Source organism: Bacillus sp. FJAT-18017, assembly GCF_001278805.1.
In the GTDB taxonomy this organism is placed as follows: domain Bacteria; phylum Bacillota; class Bacilli; order Bacillales; family Cytobacillaceae; genus Bacillus_D.
This window is the reverse complement of record NZ_CP012602.1, coordinates 869262-890565: the sequence shown is the minus strand read 5'-3', so window position 1 is coordinate 890565 and position 21304 is coordinate 869262. Positions and strand designations below refer to the sequence as shown.

General features: G+C 44.8%; 19 protein-coding genes. 12 read left to right on the top strand and 7 right to left on the bottom strand.

Annotated elements, in window-relative coordinates; genetic code table 11:
- Positions 1 to 32: 32 nt before the first annotated feature.
- The 4 genes from AM500_RS04045 to AM500_RS04030 all read left to right on the top strand — a co-directional run bounded on the left by AM500_RS04045 (position 33) and on the right by AM500_RS04030 (position 4975).
- Positions 33 to 1001 (top strand): ABC transporter substrate-binding protein, encoded by a 969-nt coding sequence (locus AM500_RS04045; protein ID WP_053598060.1) that lies wholly within the window; start codon positions 33 to 35, stop codon positions 999 to 1001.
- A 337-nt stretch (positions 1002 to 1338) separates the two neighbouring features.
- The gene (locus AM500_RS04040) at positions 1339 to 2808 is read left to right on the top strand and encodes a spore germination protein (protein WP_053601618.1); all 1470 of its coding nucleotides are present in this window, start codon (positions 1339 to 1341) and stop codon (positions 2806 to 2808) included.
- 15 nt (positions 2809 to 2823) lie between these two features.
- Positions 2824 to 3921: a GerAB/ArcD/ProY family transporter gene (locus AM500_RS04035; protein WP_156319743.1), complete on the top strand. Its 1098-nt coding sequence runs from the start codon at positions 2824 to 2826 to the stop codon at positions 3919 to 3921.
- On the top strand, positions 3908 to 4975 hold the full coding sequence (locus tag AM500_RS04030) for a Ger(x)C family spore germination protein (protein ID WP_053598058.1): 1068 nt from the start codon (positions 3908 to 3910) through the stop codon (positions 4973 to 4975). Before AM500_RS04035 ends, AM500_RS04030 begins: the two co-directional genes overlap by 14 nt.
- A gap of 199 nt (positions 4976 to 5174) precedes the next feature.
- On the opposite strand, the gene AM500_RS04025 is transcribed toward AM500_RS04030, so the two are convergent.
- On the bottom strand, positions 5175 to 6338 hold the full coding sequence (locus AM500_RS04025; protein WP_053598057.1) for an FtsW/RodA/SpoVE family cell cycle protein: 1164 nt from the start codon (positions 6336 to 6338) through the stop codon (positions 5175 to 5177).
- 547 nt (positions 6339 to 6885) lie between these two features.
- Here AM500_RS04025 and AM500_RS04020 point away from each other — a divergent pair.
- Complete coding sequence (locus AM500_RS04020) at positions 6886 to 7668, top strand: undecaprenyl-diphosphate phosphatase (protein WP_053598056.1); 783 nt, start codon at positions 6886 to 6888, stop codon at positions 7666 to 7668.
- Positions 7669 to 7690: 22 nt separating this feature from the next.
- Here the strand turns inward: AM500_RS04020 and AM500_RS04015 are convergent, their stop codons facing one another.
- The 4 genes from AM500_RS04015 to AM500_RS25325 all read right to left on the bottom strand — a co-directional run bounded on the left by AM500_RS04015 (position 7691) and on the right by AM500_RS25325 (position 9787).
- Positions 7691 to 8332 carry a DUF998 domain-containing protein gene (locus AM500_RS04015; RefSeq protein WP_197282661.1) on the bottom strand — a complete coding sequence of 214 codons (642 nt, stop codon included), beginning with the start codon at positions 8330 to 8332 and terminating at the stop codon, positions 7691 to 7693.
- Between the two features lie 83 nt (positions 8333 to 8415).
- Positions 8416 to 9081: an FMN-dependent NADH-azoreductase gene (locus AM500_RS04010; protein ID WP_053601616.1), complete on the bottom strand. Its 666-nt coding sequence runs from the start codon at positions 9079 to 9081 to the stop codon at positions 8416 to 8418.
- 178 nt (positions 9082 to 9259) lie between these two features.
- Positions 9260 to 9619 carry a hypothetical protein gene (locus AM500_RS04005; protein ID WP_053598055.1) on the bottom strand — a complete coding sequence of 120 codons (360 nt, stop codon included), beginning with the start codon at positions 9617 to 9619 and terminating at the stop codon, positions 9260 to 9262.
- Positions 9620 to 9622: 3 nt separating this feature from the next.
- Entirely contained in the window at positions 9623 to 9787 is a 165-nt protein-coding gene (locus tag AM500_RS25325; protein WP_156319742.1) for a hypothetical protein, read from the bottom strand.
- 411 nt (positions 9788 to 10198) lie between these two features.
- Between AM500_RS25325 and AM500_RS04000 the strand changes: the two genes are divergently transcribed.
- The 6 genes from AM500_RS04000 to AM500_RS03975 all read left to right on the top strand — a co-directional run bounded on the left by AM500_RS04000 (position 10199) and on the right by AM500_RS03975 (position 16232).
- Entirely contained in the window at positions 10199 to 11200 is a 1002-nt protein-coding gene (locus AM500_RS04000) for a helix-turn-helix transcriptional regulator (RefSeq protein WP_231688103.1), read from the top strand.
- Entirely contained in the window at positions 11193 to 12053 is an 861-nt protein-coding gene (locus AM500_RS03995) for an ABC transporter substrate-binding protein (protein WP_053598053.1), read from the top strand. The genes AM500_RS04000 and AM500_RS03995 overlap by 8 nt, the downstream gene beginning before the upstream one ends.
- Positions 12054 to 12565: 512 nt before the next feature.
- Positions 12566 to 13264 (top strand): ABC transporter permease, encoded by a 699-nt coding sequence (locus AM500_RS03990; RefSeq protein WP_053598052.1) that lies wholly within the window; start codon positions 12566 to 12568, stop codon positions 13262 to 13264.
- Positions 13261 to 13995, top strand: a complete 735-nt coding sequence (locus tag AM500_RS03985) for an ABC transporter ATP-binding protein (RefSeq protein WP_053598051.1) — start codon at positions 13261 to 13263, stop codon at positions 13993 to 13995. The genes AM500_RS03990 and AM500_RS03985 overlap by 4 nt, the downstream gene beginning before the upstream one ends.
- 112 nt (positions 13996 to 14107) lie before the next feature.
- Positions 14108 to 14587, top strand: a complete 480-nt coding sequence (locus tag AM500_RS03980) for a hypothetical protein (protein ID WP_053598050.1) — start codon at positions 14108 to 14110, stop codon at positions 14585 to 14587.
- A 433-nt stretch (positions 14588 to 15020) separates the two neighbouring features.
- Positions 15021 to 16232, top strand: coding sequence for an SDR family oxidoreductase (locus tag AM500_RS03975; protein WP_082347126.1), 1212 nt, complete (start codon positions 15021 to 15023; stop codon positions 16230 to 16232).
- 46 nt (positions 16233 to 16278) lie between these two features.
- On the opposite strand, the gene AM500_RS25320 is transcribed toward AM500_RS03975, so the two are convergent.
- Positions 16279 to 16446: a hypothetical protein gene (locus AM500_RS25320; protein ID WP_156319741.1), complete on the bottom strand. Its 168-nt coding sequence runs from the start codon at positions 16444 to 16446 to the stop codon at positions 16279 to 16281.
- Positions 16447 to 17156: 710 nt separating this feature from the next.
- On the bottom strand, positions 17157 to 17507 hold the full coding sequence (locus AM500_RS03970) for a hypothetical protein (protein WP_053598049.1): 351 nt from the start codon (positions 17505 to 17507) through the stop codon (positions 17157 to 17159).
- Between the two features lie 288 nt (positions 17508 to 17795).
- Here AM500_RS03970 and AM500_RS03965 point away from each other — a divergent pair, with 288 nt between their 5' ends.
- A complete protein-coding gene (locus tag AM500_RS03965) occupies positions 17796 to 21071 on the top strand; it encodes a trifunctional glycoside hydrolase family 18/polysaccharide deacetylase/glycosyltransferase family 2 protein (RefSeq protein WP_053598048.1) in 3276 nt (1091 codons plus the stop codon).
- Positions 21072 to 21304: the final 233 nt, after the last annotated feature.

The window sequence follows — 21304 nt, the reverse complement described above, 5'->3', positions numbered from 1 at the left end:
TTATCAATTACATGATTCAGGAGGCACAAGGGATGAAACAATTTAAATCGGTATTTGCGCTAATCTCCATATTTTCGCTGCTATTGCTGGCTGCTTGCGGGGGAGGCAGCGATGAATCTGCCAAAGATGGCGGAGACGATACAACTTCCAAGAAGAATACAAGCTACACCGTGAAGCATGCGATGGGCTCTACTACGCTTGAGAAAGCACCTGAGCGTGTGGTCATTTTAACAAACGAAGGAACTGAAGCCTTGCTTGCACTCGGTGTGAAGCCGGTTGGTGCGGTTCAGTCATGGACAGGCGATCCGTGGTACGACCATATTAAGGACGACATGAAGGATGCCAAAGTAGTAGGCGTTGAAAGCCAGGTTAATGTGGAAGCAATAGCTGCGCTTAAGCCTGATTTAATTATCGGCAATAAGATGCGCCAGGAAGAAATTTATGAACAGTTGAAGGCAATTGCACCTACTGTATTCGCTGAAACGCTCCGCGGCGACTGGAAGGAAAACTTTAAGCTGTATGCCGAGGCTGTTAATAAGACGGCTGAAGGAGATAAAGTGCTAGCTGATTATTCGAAGCGGATTGAGGATTTGAAGGGCAAGCTTGGCGATAAGGTAAATATGGAAGTGTCGATGGTGCGGTTTATGGCCGGTGACGTCCGGATTTATCATAATGATTCCTTCTCAGGAGTTATTCTTAAGGAGATTGGCTTTAAACGCCCTGCGGAACAGGATAAACCAGATTTTGCTGAGAAAAATGTGACGAAGGAACGTATTCCTGCGATGGAAGGCGATATCCTCTTCTACTTTACGTATGAAGAAGGAGACGGCAAGGCTTCCGAGCTTGAAAAGAATTGGATTAATGACCCGTTGTTCAAAAATCTTGAAGTATCCAAGGCTGGAAATGTTCACAAAGTGTCCGACACTATTTGGAATACAGCCGGCGGCGTTATCGCAGCAAACCTGATGCTCGATGACATTGAAAAGATTATGGTGAAGTAAAATCCTTGACTTGAATTTTGAATAAGATTCCCTTTAGTATTGAATCTTTACCCTCCCCTATTATATATTTTCGGCACCTGCTAAATGGCGGGTGCTTTTTTTATGCCAATTATTCTTAAATGTCCACACCGCAAGGACACTATCCCTGGGAATGCGGGTTTGAGAGGAAGAATGTCCACGGCAGGGGTCTGACCCCAAAATACTGACCCCCAAAATACATATTCCTCCCAGTCTGTGGAAATAATAAGGCTGATATGTTTGGGTTTGTGAAGACCCGAGTTACTTCGGGTGTTTGTATAAATAATAATGGGTTTGGTTTGGGGGTGAGGTGAGGGTGATGAGGAAGAAGCCGGGTAAGGAGGAGCAGGTTCCGATTGAGGAGATCATTACGCGGTCAACTGACTTTTTGCAGCGGCAGTACAAGAACATAAAGACTGGCGTGACATTCCATCTCTCCTATTTTTCGACGTTAGTCGATGAGCGGATTGTTCAGAGGGATGTCCTTCCCTATTTGCTTGAGCGGAATTTCGAGTTTATTAATGATGTAGCTGCTTTGGTTCCGGCGGCGAACATGAAAGTCGAGACCGATCCTTCAAAGTTGGAAATAGCGTTGATGACAGGCAATGTTCTTTTGACAGTCGATTCGGATCCGGGTCAGTATGCGCTAATGGAAATCAAGACCCCGAATGTCCGCACCATTTCGATTCCCGAGGTTGAATTCAGTGTTATCGGGCCCAAGGAATCGTTCGTTGAATCACTGATCCTGAATACAAACATGGTTCGCAGGCGCCTGCCTATAAAAGAGCTGGTTGCCGAAGAAATCACCGTTGGTTCGCTCTCGAAGACTCGCTGTTCTGTTTTGTATATTGAGGGAATTGCAGACCCGGAAAATGTGAAAACAATGTCGGACAGAATTAATTCCATCAAGATCGATACCGTCATTGATAGCTCGTACATCGTCCAGATAATTTCCGACAACAAACACTCACCCTTTCCGCAGCTTCTTGATACTGAGAGACCCGACCGGGTTGTTTCGGCCTTAGCTGAAGGAAGTATAGCAGTCCTTGTCGACGGCTCTCCACACGCTATCATCGGGCCGACGACTCTCGGCGAGTTTTTCAACGCCTTCGATGACTATTTCTTGAATTGGGTACTGGCTTCATTTTTTAGGATTATCCGACTGTTTGCCATCCTGTTCTCGTTTTTAATTACGCCTATCTATGTTGCGGTGCTTACCTTTCATTATGAATTAATACCAAAGGATTTGCTGAGCACACTTGTCAGTTCTAGAAGGCTGATTCCCTTACCGCCAATCTTAGAGGCACTGTTCCTTGAGTTGACGATAGAGCTTTTGCGCGAAGCGGGGGCAAGGCTTCCGACAAAGGTCGGCCAGACGATTGGTATCGTCGGCGGTATTGTTATCGGGACGGCCTCCGTTGAAGCCGGGTTGACCAGTAATGTCCTGCTTATTTTCGTAGCACTTGCGGGACTCGCTTCATTTACGGCACCTGTGTACAAAATGGGCAACACAATCCGGCTGCTCCGCTTTCCTTTTTTAGTCTTCGCCGCCGTTTGGGGCCTGCTCGGATTGGTTTTTTGTTTCTGTATCCTGCTTACCCACCTGATCAGGCTTACGTCCCTCAACAGGCCGTACCTTGAGCCTTATTATCCTCCCAGACTTTCGGATAATAAAGACGCGATTATCAGGCTGCCATTTACCATGCAGAAAAGCAGGCCGAAGTTTTTGCGGCCTTTGAATCCGATACGTTCCAACCCAAATCAAAACAACAAGGATATCGATGAATAATTGGAGGTGGAGCCATTGACTGCATCTGTACCCGAAAAGGCCAAGGTTTCAACTTTCCTAACTTTTTTTCTTGTCCATAAGATGCAATGGGGGATAGGGGTTCTAGGGTTTCAGCGCATCATTGCGAAGTATGCCGGCTATGATGCCTGGATTTCGGTGCTTCTTGCTGGCTTAGTAATCCATCCATTGATATGGATGTTATATAAGATGACCAGTGTTGCAGGCGGCGATATCGTCTCAATCCATGAATACACTTTGGGCAAAAAGATAGGAAAATGGGCCAGCCTCCCTTTTGTTATTTATTTTTCATTATTGAGTATCACAACCCTTCGTACCTTTATTGAAATTATCCAAGTATGGATGTTCCAGGACATAAGCACTTTCGGCTTTGCACTTCCTTTCATGATACTTGCGATATACATCGTAAGCGGAGGCTTCAGGACTGTTGCCGGTATTGCCTTCTTTGGGGTAATTCTGCCTTTTTATATGATTTTCGTCTTTTTTTATACACTTCCATACGCCAATTTCAACCAGCTTCTTCCCATCTTGGAGCACAGTTTCAAGGATCTGGCTTTATCGTCTTTTAATATGTCACTAACCTTTATTGGCTGGGAGTTGCTCTTGATTTATTATCCTTTTATCAAGAACCCCGAAAAATCGCAGAAATTTGCCCATTGGGGTGTCTTATTCACCACTCTGGGTTACACGTTCATTTCTCTAATTAGCTTTATCTATTATTCAGAAGGCCAACTGGAACGTACGGTGTGGGCCACTCTGTCAATTTTTAAGATTGTCGAACTGCCTTTTGTCGAGCGGTTTGAATTTGTTGGACTGGCAAGCTGGAATTTAATCATTCTCCCGAATGTATGCCTTGGGCTCTGGGGCGCTTCCCGGGTGCTTAAACGGGCATTCCGCATTAAACAAAAAGTTGGTATTTATATTATTTCATTATTAATTCTTATCGCCTGCTCCCTGATATCCGGGCGGGCGGACATCGATATGCTGAATTCAATAACAGGAAGAGTTGGCTTTTTCGTTAATTTCGGCTATATTCCTCTTTTGTTTTTAGCAACCTTGATTTCAAGGAAGGTGAAGGAGAATGCCAAACAATAGATGGATACTTTTGTCTGTATTTTTATTGCTGACGGGCTGTGTGGAAAGGGAAGTCATTGATGATGTCCGTCTCATTACCGGAATGGGCTATGATACAAGCGAGGGGGAAAAGATAGAGGGAACGGCCCTGATTCCCTTCCACCTACCTGATCAGAAGGTGGAGAATACAACATTGAGTGCAGCCTCTTCGCCTAGCCGGAATATTTTTAGGACTCTTCAGAAAAAATCACCTGATCCTATCGTCAGTGGTGCGATGGAAGTCGCCCTTTTCGGCAAAGATATAGCAGAAAAAGGAATTTCCTCACTCCTCGATTCACTTCAGAGAGATCCTTCTATTGGCACGAACACCTATTTTGCCGTTGTCGACGGCACAGCCAAGGATGTTCTCAAAGGTGATTATGGCAAAAAGGGGAACTCATCCTATATTGCAGATTTAATTGAACAAAATACAGAACATTTGGACTTGCCACAAACAAATATGCATACATTCTTAGCCGATTTTTATAAGGTAGGGAAGAGCCCTTTCCTTCCCCTTATCAAAAAACATGGCGATAAAGGGGTGGAACTGGTCGGGCTTGCCCTATTTAAAGACGATAAAGTAATTGATACCCTTCCGGCAAACAAATTATTTTATTTCAAACTCATGGTCGAACGATATACCCAGGGCGGTGTAAAGGTATCGATGGGTAAGCAGGAGGCCGTCGTCCGCAGCCTGAGATCCAAATTGAAACCAAAGCTGACTGGGCAAAATCCTTACGAACTTACCGTCAATATCGAAATCGAGGGCCTCCTTGAACAATATACCGGAGGGCCTCTCAACCCAAAAGCCAGAAAGGAAATCGATGCAGCCCTTAAAAAGCAAATCGAAACAAATTGTATGGAACTCGTCAAACGCTACCAGGAAAAAGATATCGATCCCCTTGGCCTCGGCTCCTTCGTCAGATCCCGGACACGCAATTTCGACCAGAAAAAATGGCGCAAAACCGACTACCCAAAGATGAAGATCCACGTCAACGCCAAAGTCAAACTGCTCGAAAGCGGCGTTGTTGAGTAATAGTAGGGCAGCAGGGGTCAGACCCCTCTCGTGGACATTTCGCGCGCATTGTCCTTGTGGAACGGACACACATCTCCTCCCTCTATAACAACATTAAATGTAAGAGTTACGTGTTGCCAATAAAAGCGAAAAGGGTGCCTCGTTGCGGGGGCACCCTTTTCAATTTGCAAGTAAACCTTTATTCGTTTTTTGAACATCGTTATTCTGATGTTGAGAACATATAGCGTTTATAGTGGTAACGGATTGAGAAAATAAGAGCGATGGCCAGCATGTTACCCATGAGCGAGCTTCCTCCGTAGGAGACGAACGGGAGCGGAATACCGGTTATCGGCAAAAGCCCTATGGTCATGCCAATGTTCTGGAACACGTGGAAGGTAATCATGGAGATAACACCGACACAAATGTACGTATAATAGTTATTTTTTGTTTCCATTCCTACCTTTGTAATATGGTAGATAAGCATAAAGAACAAGCTGATCAAGATACTTGCACCGATAAAGCCGAATTGCTCACCGATGACAGAAAAAATGAAATCGGTATGGCTTTCGGGCATGTATACCTCAAGTTTGCCAAGCCCCTTTCCTTCCGTTTGCCCAGATCCGATTGCAAGCAGTGACTGGGTCAGCTGGTAGCCAATTGTACTCTGGTAGTTAAATGGGTCAAGCCACGAGTATATCCGGCCAAACTGGTATTCCTGGACGCCAAGATATTTTTCAAGCAGCTCGGGCTTCCAGATGACAAGCGACAGAATCCCTCCTGCCAGAATTGTCCCTCCCCCGAAAATCGGGACAAGCAGCTTCCAGGTGATGCCAGCGATGAAAATCATTCCAACCATGATTGCCAAGAACACGAGCGAAGTACCAAGGTCAGGCTGCTGCATGACAAGAAGTAACGGCACGAATGTCACGAAGCCAATCTTTATGAGAAGCATAAAATCCGTGCCAAGTGACTTTATCGGGTTATTCTGATGATGGTCCCAAATGACACGGGACAGCGCTAGAATAAGAAATACCTTAACGAACTCCGACGGCTGGAGCGAGCCAATCCCAGGTGCGCGGAACCATGATTTCGCGCCATTTATACGCGGTGCGATTGATTCCGGTGCAATAATGACCGCAATCAGCAGGACGAGGCCAAAGCCGTATGCGTACCAGGTCACTCTCTTAAGCTGATCGGAATCAAGCGTAATCACAGCTGCGATAATCCCGCAGCCCACCGCATACCAGACAATCTGCTTAACAAGAAAATTGCCCCCATACTGCCCCGAACTCGTCTGCGCACTATAAATTGCCACACAACTAGCCAAAAACAACAAAAACAAAATCAACACAAGACTATAATCAATTTTAGAAGGCTGCTTCATTCGTAGAAATCTCCTTTAAAAAGCAGGGGTCAGACCCCTCAAATGGACAAAACCGCCCTTTTGTCCGCCGCAGATGGACACTATTTAAATAGGACCAAAAAATTTGGTTGTTTGGTGGCGGACTACAATAGTTCATTATATTTTTTTCTGGGATGATTCTCAATTATTTGCATTGGTTTGGTTAAAATTGGCTGGTTTTCTGAGGAAAGATTGGTATGTTTAACCGCCATGCAGCAACACTTATGGAAAATGAAATTCCTTGCATTTATGGTTCACACAATCACCATTCAGCAGTTATCAGAAAAGTCCGCCCCTGATGAAATTTCATTTTACCCTCCATTTGCCAATAATTATCCTTGACGCTTTGAAATCCCGCCCACTACAATAAAATGGTGCGTATTGGAAATTCACTGTTAGTGTTTCCACCAAAATGCTATTCACCCGAACTATTTATAGTTTTTTTAACATACATATGTAGGGGCATGTCTCGCCCCAAGCGTCTATCATAATGGACTACTTTTCGAACATTACTACTTGGAGGTACGTTATGCTATCAAAAATTGAAGCGTTTATCCTTGGGCTGATTCAAGGCTTGACCGAGTTCCTTCCAATCAGCTCGACCGGACACCTGTATCTAGGCCGTAACTTATTCGGGCTGCAGGAAGCGGGCCTGCTGCTCGATACGATGCTGCACGTTGGAACCCTGGCCGCCGTTTTCGTATTCTACCGGCATGAGTTTTTAAAAATCCTCAAAAACCCATTTGGGAAGCTGACCTGGCTGCTGGTGGTCGGAACCATTCCCGCCGTAGTCTTTGGATTGACACTGAAAGATTATATTGATGAAATTTCGAAGACCGGCTCGACCATAGGCTGGGAATTCCTGATTACGGGGGTATTTTTGTGGATGGCCGATTCAATCAAAAACGGCCACAAGAAAATGGAGGACATCTCCTACAAGGATTCATTCATTATCGGACTTTTCCAGGCAGCCGCAATCATGCCGGCCATTTCCCGTTCCGGATTCACGATTGTCGCCGCCCTCTGGCGAAAGCTCGACCGCGAAACGGCGGCCTACTTCTCCTTCCTGCTCTCAACACCTGCAATCGTCGGCGCTGTATTGCTGCAGTCGCTGGACCTGATGGAAGGCGGCGGCGAGCAAATTTCCTTGTCGGCGCTAATCGTTGGAATCATTTCATCCGCGACCTTCGGCTATATCGCCGTGAAATGGATGATCGGCTACCTAAAAAACCACTCCCTAAAGCCATTCGCAATCTACGTGTGGATACTTGGCGCAGTGGTTCTCGCATTCCAGTTCACAGGCAAGTTTTAACACAAAAACGCGGTACAGGAAATCAATCCTGAACCGCGTTTTTTTCAAGAAAAGTATAGTAAAAAGACAAGAAAAACATAAATGCCTGGATCGTATAGATGACCAATCGCTCCGTCAAACCGAGGATGTCGAGCCCCAGATTCATTGAAATAGGATTCAAAACCCCAAACAACGTAATGAGAATCGCAAAACTAAGACTCAGCTTCCCCAACCGGACCATCTTTTCCTGCTTCAAAAACCCCAATGCCAGACAAAATGAGGCAGCAATGGTAGTGAAAACGACGATAAGGGTGACAACCAAATGCATGACATTTTGAAAACTCATGTCAGTTTTGTCGCCCGTTAACGGAAACAACCGATACCCGATAAACGAAACAACTTGCATGATCAGTAAAATGATATAGCCTGCTTTTAAAAGACCATGGTATTCCCGGAATGCTTTAAAAATCAGCGCACTCGCCATTAACATCATGCAAATTCCGTACACCATTCCAAATATCCTAAGCAGCTCCGCATCAGGTGCCCCGTCCGCAGTTAGTGAACTTATATCCGTCGTAATCGGGTTATACTCCGGCCACAAGAGGTTCCCCAAAATAGTATGCAGCAAATAAAAAGCCACGCCAACCATCCCAAGAGGCATAAAGAATTTCATAATTCTCTCCATAACCAAACCCCTTCTTCCTACCAAAAAAACTCCCTATGGAATCTAACCAGAGGGAGCCTTTTTGCTTAAGTGTATTCAATTAATTATTTAGCTGCGACCTTGGTCCGGGCCATCTCACGCGCCGCTGCTGCAGCCTTTTCCTTAGCCGCTGCCATAATCGCTGGCACTTCTTTCGGGAAGTGGTCAACGCCCTCTGCATAAACAGTCGGCAGGACCTCCATCCCAAGAAATCCAAGCGCGGTAGTCAAATACTGGTCGCCGAAATTGAAATCCTTCAACGGGCCTTCAGAATAAATGCCGCCGCGGGTCTGCAGGTGGATCGCTTTACGGCCAGTCAACAAGCCATGGCGATTGCCTGGATCCGGATCGAACGTCTTTCCAGCGATAAACAGGTTATCCATAAACGACTTCAGAATCGCAGGCGAACCAAGATTCCAGATCGGCGAAACAAATACATAGTAATCATGGTCGATAAACCGGTCAGCAAGAGCATGCATCTCGGAAATCTGCTTCTGCTCGCCTTCCGAAAGATCCTCAAATTGCTTGCCCATAAAGCTCAACTTCGCCCGGGCATAAAGCATATCCATATCAATAACCGGAATATCCATATCATAAAGGTGCATATGAGTCACTTCAACATCAGGCTGCTCCTGCTTGAACGCCTCAATAAACGCATCCCCAAGCTGCATCCCTTTCGAAAACTTACTGTCCGGTTTCGGAGTCGCAGTAACATAAAGAAGCTTTGCCATAAAAACATCCCTTCCTCTATAAACGATTTTCATACTACCTTCCATTTTAAAGTAAAAACCATCTGTGTAACGTTGAACAAACCGTGACGTTTGTGGACATTGTGTGAAGGCCATTTTTGGAAAAAGGGGTCGACGCCCTCAAGTCTCCCCTCGCTATCCCGATGCAAACGCCACAAATCTACTCCTCGGGAACGTGCTCCAATACCACGTTTCCCTCACCGTCCAAATACTTGTACTCTAAACTGGCATCATTCGCGTAACCCTCCGGAGGAATTCTATCAATAAATACATTCTTGTCGTTCAGCATAATTTCAGACTCATACAGCCTCTCCCCTTCTTCGCCTTTCAGGGAGTAGTAGACACTCTCTACCTCCTGAATATTGATCCAGCCCCAAAGGTACGAGTCTTCCAGATTTCCTGGCTTGCTAATAGTTATAAATTCATAACCTATTTCGTCCTCAGCATTTTGGGCATACTCGCCATTGCCTTCATATTTATACCGTCCGTTTGATTTAGAAAATGTATTGAGAATGATCAACTTTTAACCTTTAAAATCATCACTTGCAAAAATAACAATTTGGTTCTCGTCATCCTGGTACAACACTTTAACACCTTCGTGCCCAGAATCTCCAATTGCATCGTGAAGATTCGCCGACGAACAGCCAGTCATCACAGCCATCATAACCAACACGAGCAGTTTCTTCATATTATCTTTCCTCCCAACCTTTTGGCTCAGTGCGAAGCAATCGTATACCTGAATAATTGACCGTTCAGGAACGGGAATTAATCCAATACCATACCCTTTTTAGATTAATAGGCAGTTCGAAGACGCGAATTAATCCAATAACATACCTTTATTAGATTAATAGGCAGTTCGCAGAAGTGAATTAATCCTATAACATACTCTTTTTAGATTAATAGCCAGTTCAGCTAGGACTATTTATCCAATAAAATACTTGCGCTGCTATCATAATAATTCTCTCTTCCCATATGAATTCCTTTCACAAATTTCAAATTAATTCCAACCTAACAAAACCAAACAAAACTTAACGAAACTAAATAAAAGTCAACAAAATGTAACAAAACTCACTTCCACTTTATTTTGAAATCGTTTACTATGAAACTATTAATAAGTGGACGACAAATAACCTACCCGAAGGAGGCTTCTTCCGTGGAGATAAAAGCGTATACGCCGGATGAAGTGGCCCAAATTTTTCAAATATCGAAGCACACTGTGTACGAGCTCATCAAGCGCGGCGAACTGCAGGCGTTCAAGATCGGCAATAAAATGCGGATTGAACATGACGAGATCGAGCGCTACAAGGAGAGTATGAAGGCGCCAGCCCGAAAGCCGGTCCAGGAAACAACTCGGCCTGCCGTAACCCAGCACATCCAGACTCGGCTTGCTGGAAGCCATGACTTTCTCGTTGAGCATCTGGTCAAAGAAGCATCAACCACGCTCGGCGTCCAGGTCCAGCCTACCTATATCGGCAGCCTTGAGGGCCTGATGATGCTCTACCGCGGCCAGGCAGACATTGCCGCGATGCACTTGCTCGACCCGATGTCCCACGAGTATAACCTGCCGTTCATACACCAACTGTTCGTCTATGAAACAATCAGCGTGATGCGCTTTGCCGCGCGGGAGCAGGGCTTTATCGTTGCGAAAGGAAATCCGAAAGAGATTAAGGATTTCGGAGACCTGACCCGCAAGGATATCAAGTTCATCAACCGGCAAAAGGGCTCAGGGACACGGTTTCTGCTCGATTCAAAGCTGATGGCGGCAGGAATCAGTCCGTCGGACATCAACGGCTACGATACAGAGGAATGGACACACCTGTCGACTGCCTCCCATATTGCCCGCGGCTCTGCCGATGTTGCGTTTGGAATCCGCTCGGCCGCAAGCCACCTTGGCCTTGACTTCATCCCGGTTGCCAAGGAACAGTTCGACCTTGTATTCCGGTGGACCGGAGAAAACCGCGAAACGCTTGCGAAACTCGTTGCTTTTTTACAAAGCGAAGAATTTAAAAACAGCCTTTCCAATCTGGAGGGCTATGACATCGCAGAACTCGGCAGCATTGTATTCCAAACGAAACAACAGGAGGAATCAATAAATGCTTAAAAATCGTTATTTACACATCATCGTGGCGCTCTTGCTGCTCGTTCTGGCAGCATGCGGCAACTCGGATGAAACAGCAGGTGCCAAGAAGGAACCAGAAAAGAAAGCAGAACCACAGGATTTGATTCTTGCTACAACAACCAGCACGCAGGACAGCGGGCTTCTTGACGAGCTACTGCCGATTTTTGAAAAAAAGTATAATGCCAAGATCAAAACAATTGCTGTCGGAACTGGCCAGGCGCTTGAAATGGGCAAAAAAGGCGAGGCTGATGTGCTTTTGACACACGCCCCTGCTTCCGAGCAAGAACTCGTTGATGCTGGCGATGTTACCAACTACAAGCGTGTTATGTACAACGACTTCATCGTGGTCGGCCCGAAGAGTGATCCTGCTGGTGTAAAAGGCCTGCCAACTGCTGATGCATTCAAGAAATTGTTCGAGTCCAAAGCGATTTTCGTATCACGCGGCGATGATTCCGGGACACATAAAAAAGAGCTTGGCATCTGGGGTAGTCTTGGCATCACTCCGGCTGGCGACAACTACGTCTCGACTGGCCAGGGCATGGGACCAACCTTGCAAATCGCATCTGAAAAACAAGGCTACACCATGACTGACCGCGCTACATTCCTGGCGCAGGAAAAGAATCTGAAAGATGTCACCATCATCGTTGAAGGCGACAAGGATTTGCAAAACATCTACCACGTCATGCAGGTCAACCCTGAAAAGAATGACAAAATTAACTCTGAAGGCGCCAAGCAATTCGTCGAATTCATGATTGCCGACGGTACCCAAAACACAATCGAAGAATTCGGCAAAGAAGAATATGGCCAATCCCTATTCTTCAAATATACCGAATAGGCAGCTGGGAAGAAACGAAATTCCTGCTTATGAAAGGCAGGGAACTTCCACAAAAAGGAATTTTCTAGAAGTTTCATATTTACCTAGGTAGAGTTTTGTCTAGAAAAAGCGATTTACTCGAAGTTTCTACTGTCGCAAGGCCGTGTTACGTCTAGAAAAATGCATTTTTTGGAAGTTTATGCTCTCTCCAAGGGGCAGATTGGTTAGGGTTCCCTTCTGCCAAACCAAGATCGTGAGCTCTAACCTTTATTAAATGAATGTAGACCAGAATAAACCCCTATTCTGTTTCTATATAAGGATTCTTTCCTTAACTAGCCTCCGTTTTCGCTAAGAACGGGGGCATCCCTATATTTACGGCTTCCCTTAGTTTCCCTGAAATTCAGGGGCAACTTCCTTATAAAATTTTTTTATAGTTAAATAGAATATGAGGACTCTTGCAAAAAGTAGTTCCTCGAAAACTATCATTTGTAAACGAGACTGTTCCTACTCACCTATAGAAAGGCCTGGCTGCGATGGATTTGATTGTTGATGGTTTTAAGAAAGCGATTGAGATGCTTTTGTCGGGGGACAGTGAGATTGTCGGGATTGCGCTGTTGACGCTGAAGGTCTGCTTCCGGGCCATTCTATTCAGTACGCTGGTCGGGATTCCGCTCGGGATGCTGATTGGGCTGAACCAGTTCCGGGGACGCCGCATTGTCATGGTTTTCATTAACATCGGCATGGGGATACCACCCGTTGTAGCCGGTTTGACGATTACGATGCTCCTATGGCGCTCTGGCCCGCTCGGTGACCTGTCACTGCTCTATTCGCCGACTGCAATCGTCTTGGCACAAATTCTTGTCTCGCTGCCGATTGTGACCGGCCTGACGGCATCTGCGTTCCAGGGACTTGACCCGAAGCTTATTTTACAAATAAAAGCACTTGGCGCAACAAAGCTGCAGTCACTCTGGCTCTTGATAAAAGAAACGCGCATTGCCATTCTGGCCGCGGTTATGGCGGGCTTTGGGCGGGTCATTTCCGAAGTCGGCGCGGCGATGATGGTCGGCGGCAATATTAAGGGTGACACCCGGATCCTGACAACCACAATCGTTATGGAGGTCGGCAAGGGGAACTTCGATGTCGCAATCGCCTTGTCCTTCATTCTCATGACGCTCGCATTCTTGATTACGTTTTTCCTGACAACCCTGCAGCAAAGGAAGCGTCCGCTATGATTCCATACTTGCAATTCCATAATATTGAACAGTATTTTGGCCAAAGAAAGGTGTTGAATATCCCCGAGTTTACGATTTACAGCGGGGATTTTCTTGGTGTGATGGGACCGAATGGCGCCGGCAAGAGTACGTTTTTAAAAATTGCCTCGTTCCTTGAAGCGCCTGAATCCGGGACAATTTCGTATCGGGGTGAGCCCGTTCCTGCGAGCGGTGCCCCACTCGAGCTAAGACGGAGGTTTTCAATCGCTCTCCAGCAGCCCCTGCTTTTGGACACGACTGTTTTTCAAAATATTGCGGTTGGGCTAAAGCTGAGAAAGCTTGACCGCCGCGAAATCAGCGAGCGCGTTGAAGTATGGATGGACCGTTTCCAAATCAGCCACCTGGCCCGAAAAAATGCCCGGTTCCTGTCTGGCGGCGAAGCACAGCGGGTATCGATTGCGCGTGCGATGATTATCGAGCCGAAAATTTTGTTTTTGGACGAGCCGTTCTCCGCGCTCGATTTTCCGACGAAAATCAAGCTGATGGAGGACTTTCGCGAAATCTTTGCGGATTCCGGAACGACAGCAATGTTCGTCAGCCACGACCTTATGGAAGTGAAATTCCTGACATCGAGGCTTGCCATTATGGTAAACGGCGAAATCAAGCAGACCGGGCCGACTCTCGATGTAATTGAGGAACCGAATGAGGAAAGCGCATCATTTCTCGAAGTGTGGAAGAAGTATAAGGTTTAAGATTTCGTCTGGCGAACGGAAACCAAACAGATGGAGAAGTGAATTCCAAATAGACGCCCAACCAGCGACATTTGGGTCCCTGACATGAGCCTTTTTAAATGGAGATGTTACCATGAAGCCATATAAAACACCCCTATATAAAATTATCGCACTCATTCTAATTGGGGTAGGAATATTGCTGCTGCCTCTATTCGATCTGAAGGGGCTGCGCTCAAATCTATCCGGTTTTGCTGCTCTGCTAGTAATGGGTCTTTTCTTCTTGTCCATCGGGCTATACTTGCTTCGGAAACGAATCAACGGGCCTGGTTTCTTTTGGGATGATGAAGGCGTGGTTGTTGATTACAAGGGAAACAAAGTCCTTTGGGATGAAATCGAGGATATCCAGTTGCGGCGTTCGGGGGATGGCTATCGTTCTACAGTCATCTATCCACATTATTCCTGCCATGAAACCATTCGTTTAAGACATGGCAAGAAACTGCCAACTCCCGATCATTCTATCCAGTGGACATGGATTTCACAGCCGAAGAAGTTTCATAGCGAACTGATCGAGGCATGGGAAACACGATCCCAACAGTCCAATCAGATATCATGACAAAGGAAGCTTCCGTAAAATTGGGAGCTTCCCTTTTGTTCATAAGTTCCAAACTGCGCGGATAAGTTTTACCGGCTGGAGGATTCCCTGTGCATAACTTTGCCTCCACTTTCTGAAAAATTTGATTTCATTTGTGGATAAGTAGTTTTTTCTGTGGTTATGTGGACAATATCACTGAATTGTGGGGATAAACTTTGAATAGTTTGATTTTTTTGACCAATTTACTCTCTCCTAAATTAAGTATAGGTTTTATAAATGTGGATAAAAACGTTGGTTTCTGGGAGTAAATACAGATTTTTAGGATTGTTCGATTGCCCTCTGTTGGTTAACTTTTTCTCAGCTTATAGTGAATAGCTGTTATAGCATACATGGTTAGTGCGTTAATCTCCCGGGTAAGTGTTAAAGGTACACTGAAGACTGAGGAGGGAATGCAATGCAATCAAGGTCATTAAAAGGTCTAAAAAAGCTGCCATCAGCCGATTTGTCGATTGAGCGCCCTGCGAGCAAGAAATTTAACAAGCTGAAACTGAAGAAACTTAAAGACCAGGTTATTGTCATAACTGGCGCATCAAGCGGCATCGGGCTTGTCACGGCGCGGATGGCCGCTAAACAAGGGGCAAAGGTTGTTGCTGCCTCAAGAAATGAGCAAGCTCTTTTGCAGCTTGTCAGTGAATTGAATGCCCAGGGCTGTATGTCCGCCTATTGTGTTGCCGATGTTGGCAAAGAGGAAGATGTAAAAAGAATTGCCAAAACAGCCATCGATACATTTGGCGGCTTTGATACGTGGGTAAATAATGCCGGTGTTTCTATTTTTGGAAAAACTACAGATGTGAAGACTGAGGATATGAAGCGTATGTTTGATACAAATTTCTGGGGGACAGTGTACGGCTCAAAAATTGCGGTCGAGCATTTTACACAGCGACGTACCCCGGGGGCGCTTATTAATGTTGGCAGCCTGTTCGGTGACAGAGGTACGGTTGTGCAATCAACATATTCTGCCGCCAAATTCGCTCTGCACAGCTGGACGGAAAACCTGAGGATGGAGCTGGAAAAAGAAAATGCGCCTGTATCGGTAACCTTAATCCACCCTGGCAGAATTGATACTCCTTACAACGAGCACGCAATGAGCTATCTTGAAAAACAGCCTTCGCATGTAGGGATGATGTATGCACCTGAATCGGTTGCTGAAGCCGTTCTCTATGCGGCAGCTCATCCAAAGCGGGATATGTACGTCGGATCTCAGGCGAAAATGATTGCAACACTAGGCAGATTCGCTCCCCGTGTGATGGACAAATGGATGGAATTGACGATGTTCCGCACCCAACATGACGACAGGCCATCCAAGTCAAGAGAGGAAAGCGCGTTATACGCGCCAGGTTACGGAATGCATGAAAGAGGGACAAACTCAGGCTGGGTACGAAAGCGGAGCTGGTATGTCAAGGCTACCAAGCGCCCGCTCATCACCGCACTCGCCGCTGCCGGGGTTGGTGCTTCGTTATGGGCCGTTTCGAAAAACAGAAAGAAAGATTCTGAACAGCAGGTTGTCACCAACAGACAAATGGTTTCAAATGGAACATTCCAGCCTGTTCCGGCTGACAATGTAAAACTCGAACCAGTTCCCAATCCAGGCGGCTACCATCTATAAATGTTATATAAATTTTTGAGGCACCGTGCTTGCTGGCGGTGCTTTTTTATTGTGTGGCGGCGGCAGAGGGCGGTAGTTGGACCGATAAAATTTTTCCTGGACCGATAAAATTTTTATTAGACCGATAAAATTTTTCCTGGACCGATAAATTATTTTTTAGACCGATAAAACCAGAAAATTGTTCTATTAAAAGAACAATTAAAGCCTCCTCCATCCTCCTATAATGCTCAAAACTCGCGACCCTTTAGTATTTCCCTCCGGAATACCAGGTGAGTTTGCGAGTACTACTAGTTTTTTTGCGATTTGCCTAGTAAGTCTCCGAGTACTACTAGTGGAAAGTTGCCATTTCCCCCTTTCAATTAGCAAAAAAGTGTGGCCTACGGGACATAGTGATTTTAGTACTACTCTGAGTAGTGCTATTTTTTTGTACGGATTGCCTAGTAAGTCTCGGAGTACTACTAGTGGAAAGTTGCCATCCCCCCCTTTCAATTAGCAAAAAGGTGTGGCCTACGGGACATAGTGATTTTAGTACTACTCTGAGTAGTGCTATTTTTTTGTACGGATTGCCTAGTAAGTCTCCGAGTACTGCTAGTGAAAAGTTGCCATTCCCCCCTTTCAATTAGCAAAAAATTGTGGCCTGCGGGACATAGTGATTTTAGTACTACTCTGAGTAGTGCTATTTTTTTGTACAGATTGCCTAGTAAGTCTCTGAGTACTACTAGTGGACAGTTGCCATTCCTCCCTTTCAATTAGCAAAAAGGTGTGGCCTATGGGACATAGTGATTTTAGTACTACTCTGAGTAGTGCAATTTTTTTATGCAGATTACCTAGTAAGTCTCCGAGTACTGCTAGTGCAAAATTACCACTCCTCCTATCCAATTAGTAATAATGTATTATCGTCACCCCACTGATAAAGGCTGCCTTCTATTTTTTCCTGCTGAAATCAACATAAATAACGTTCTCGCCAGGTTCAAAATCCAATATATTTTGGTTAAATCCGGGCTTGAGTTCATTTAGCAGCAGATCTTTCAATTTTGTTAGTTTTGCTGGGCCAATCCCCGCTATCGGGTCGGAAATAAGGATTTGATAGTCTGGCTGATCTTTATAAAAACGGATGATTCCCGAGCCATTTCGTTCATTTTTCCCAATGGAAAGGGTGAAGTCAAACCGCTGTTCAACATAGGAAGTTAAATCGGGGAGACCGAGATCCTGATAAATTGCCGGTATCGGATAATAGGCTGGAGGATCAGTAAATCCTACGCTGATAAGTTCCAAATGAAAAACCCCTTTTCCACATTCCTGATTATATTTTTCCGAAACGGGCGTGGAATTATAACCGCTTTTGCGAAGTAAACCTCCTTACCATTATCCGTACCTTTAATTGAGGACATTCACCCCCGTACATCCCATATTCTCATTAAAAAAATATTTCATGTAAAGGGCTCTTAAAATTTCTTTGAGCATACATATATTACGTGCGCCAAATTTTTGTTTATGTATTAAAAATTATAATTCTATCCCTTCATCAACTTGCGAATCGACACCAAAAAGAGGGGGAATCGGATGTCGGAGAATAACAGAAGGTTCGTGTTCGAGGATTTTTCCGGCAAACGCTGGAAAGGGTTAGTAATTATCTTGCTATCAGCATTTTTATTCTTATCTATTCTTCTTTCATTTATCGGTTTCAGCCTTTTTCAAAATCCAGCACTTCCCCAGTTAACCTTAGGGGAAAAACATATTATTAGGCCAATCAATGAGCCTTTAGCTAAAAACGGGAAACCTGCCAAGCTTGCTGTCACTAATCAAAAACCATCTAAAATACAGAGGGGAGAACTATATGGTTTTTACTTGGCTGATGATGTTATTAGCAAGAAAACCGTAATAAGGAATATCAATGCACTTGGTGTCCTGGTACCAAATTGGTACTGGCTGGATTCCAATTATGACCTTCAAACGAATCAAGAAAAAGATATTATAGATTTGGCAGTAAAAAATGGCGTCAAAATCATGCCCCGCTTTTCATTGCAAAAGGGTACTGATGAGGCTGGGCTGCAGGAACTACTCAAATCGGCTGAATCAAGGCGGTCGTTGATCACATCCCTGCATAATGCGGTCAAACAAGATAAGTTCGCTGGCATCAACATAGATATAAAGCAAGTCCGCATCGAAAACCGGGACCACTTCACCTCTTTTGTCTCCGAGTTATATGAGTTATTTCTTGTCGATGGCCTTAAGGTGACACTTACTGTTGCTCCCAATCATCAAGCCTATGATTATAAAAGATTAGCATCCGTTTCGGACCGGGTAATCGTTAAGTTTTTCAAGGAGCTGCCTGAAATGGAACGCCCTGGCCCTGTTGCCTCTATCGAATGGTTTCAGGAGACATTAAAAAAACTTCCAATCCCTCCAGAGAAGATTATTGTATCACTGAGTAATGAGGGATATGAGTGGGATATGAATCGACAAGAAATGGTCAATTGCTTAATGTTCTATGAGGTTATGAGGGCCGCTTCGGGTTCAGACCTTACAGTGCAATGGGATTCTAAAAGCAACAATCCGTATATACGATTTACAAAGAACGGCGTGCCCCATTTAATCTGGTTTCTGGACTCAGCCACTTCATACAACCAAATCAAGCTGGGGTTAGCGCATGGTGTGAAGGGTGTTGGCATTGAGCAGCTTGGATATGAAGATCCTGGGCTATGGAAGTATTTAACCGACACATCCAAAATGGAAACCAGCGCTGAGCAGTTAAGCAACATGGAGAATCCTATTCCCATCATGAGTATAGGAAGCGGCGAAATCATTCGCATATCCTCAAAATCCCAGGAGGGAAGCAGAACCATTGAACAGGATTCGAATGGCTACATCACCAAGGAAACGTACTTAGATTATCCCCTTCCCTACTACATCGAAAGGTATGGTGAGCAACAAGAAAAAGTCATTGTCCTAACTTTTGACGATGGGCCCGAGCCAGCCTATACACCAAAAATACTCGATATATTAAGCAAGGAACAGATTCGCGCCTCCTTCTATGTTGTTGGCCGCCAGGCAGCGCTTTATCCCGACATCCTTGAACGAATTCACCGAGAGGGACATGAAATAGGCAATCATACGTTTAGCCATTCGGATATCCAAGAGGATGGTCCGTACATCCTGCAGGCCGAGTTAAATTCAACTCAGCGGCTGATCCAGCTGATTACCGGGCATTCAGCTATTCTATACCGCCCTCCCTATACACCGGACTTGTTAGTCGAAAACTCCGTAGAATTAATCCCTTTTTTGCAGGCTCAGGAATTAGGCTACACGATGGTGGGCTCCTATATTGACACGAAGGATTGGAACACAGGCTCCAGTGATAAAATTGTTAAAGGGCTGCTCAATAATCTCGAGGCTGGCAACGTGGTCCTCCTTCATGATGCTGGAGGAGACAGGTCGGCTACCGTAGAAGCACTTCCTAAGATCATAAAATCATTGAAGGGAGAAGGGTATACGTTTGCTACCGTTTCGGATTTGATTGGCAAACAAAAGCTTGATGTAATGCCTCCTGTCGAAGAAGACTCCTTTCCATATATGGTATTTTATAAAATAGCCGATACGCTGTTTATCTGGACAATACAGTTTTGCTCCGTTTTTTTCATGCTAGGTATTGTGTTGGGGCTTGTACGGTTGCTCATTTTGTTCTTTTTCAGTCTAAAACACAGCAGAAAGAAGTCTCTGCCCCAATCGCCACCACTATATGAACCTTTCGTCAGTATAATCATCCCTGCTTTTAATGAAGAAAAAGTCATCATTCCAACACTGAATTCCATTCTAAATAGTCAATACAAAAACTATGAAGTTATTATCGTAAATGATGGATCGACTGATAACACATATCAAGCAGTTAAAAAAATTGCGAAAAGCAATCGAATTGTCCGCCAATTCATAAAAGAAAATCAGGGAAAAACTGCAGCCCTCAATAGTGGAATTTTAGTGTCACGAGGAGATATTATCATTACCCTGGATGCAGATACCTCGGTAGCATCCGATACTATTTCACGTCTGGTTGGGCATTTTAAAGATGAGATCGTCGCCGGAGTTTCTGGAAATGTAAGAATCGGTAACTTGCAGAACATGCTGACCCTTTGGCAGCATATTGAATATGTAACAAGCTTCAATTTTGAGAAAAGGGCCTTTCATGAATTGAATTGCATCACTGTCGTTCCTGGGGCAATCGGAGCCTTGCGAAAAAGCGCCATTATTGAAGCGGGACTTTATGATGATGATACATTGGCGGAGGATACCGATATCACCCTGAAATTAATCCGTATGGGTTACAGTATTCATTACGAGCCTCATGCTTATGCATACACCGAAGCACCGGAAAATGTTAAAAGCCTTGTAAAGCAGCGATTCAGATGGTCATACGGAATATTGCAATGCTTATGGAAGCACTCGGGAGCTATTTTCAATTTTAAACATAAAGGGCTTGGTTTCGTAGGGCTGCCATACATGTGGTTTCAATATGTTTTTCAGACCCTCTCCCCTCTCATCGATATCGTTTTCCTTATTGGCTTATTTGGAGATACACCTACAATCATCACTTATTATCTACTCTTCTTCCTCGTAGACGCAGTCGTCGCCATTTATGCTTTTTGGCTTGAACGAATTAGCTTCAGACCGCTTATCCATTTGGTAGTCCAACGCTTTGTCTACCGCCAGTTACTGGTCTATTCCTTATGGAGAGCTTTCAAATACGCTGCAAAAGGGCTTATTATTGGCTGGAACAAATTGCAGAGGTCCGGAAACGTCAAGCTCCCTGGTGAAAGTGAAATGCAAATCTTACTAAAGGAATAGTAATATTTCAGGTGAAGGTTCAGCTGTACTCTTACCTTTAAAGACGGGGAGCAACATAGGCTCCCTGTTTTTTTGGATAAGTTTTTGTTTTTTTCGAATAACTTGCATTTTTCCTGTGGATAAATGGTGTTTTCTGTGGGTTTGTGGACAATTCATAGGATGTTTGGGGGTAACCTATGTTTTGGGTTTTCATTATTCGAGAAATATGTTGATAAGTAGTCCATCTTCATGTT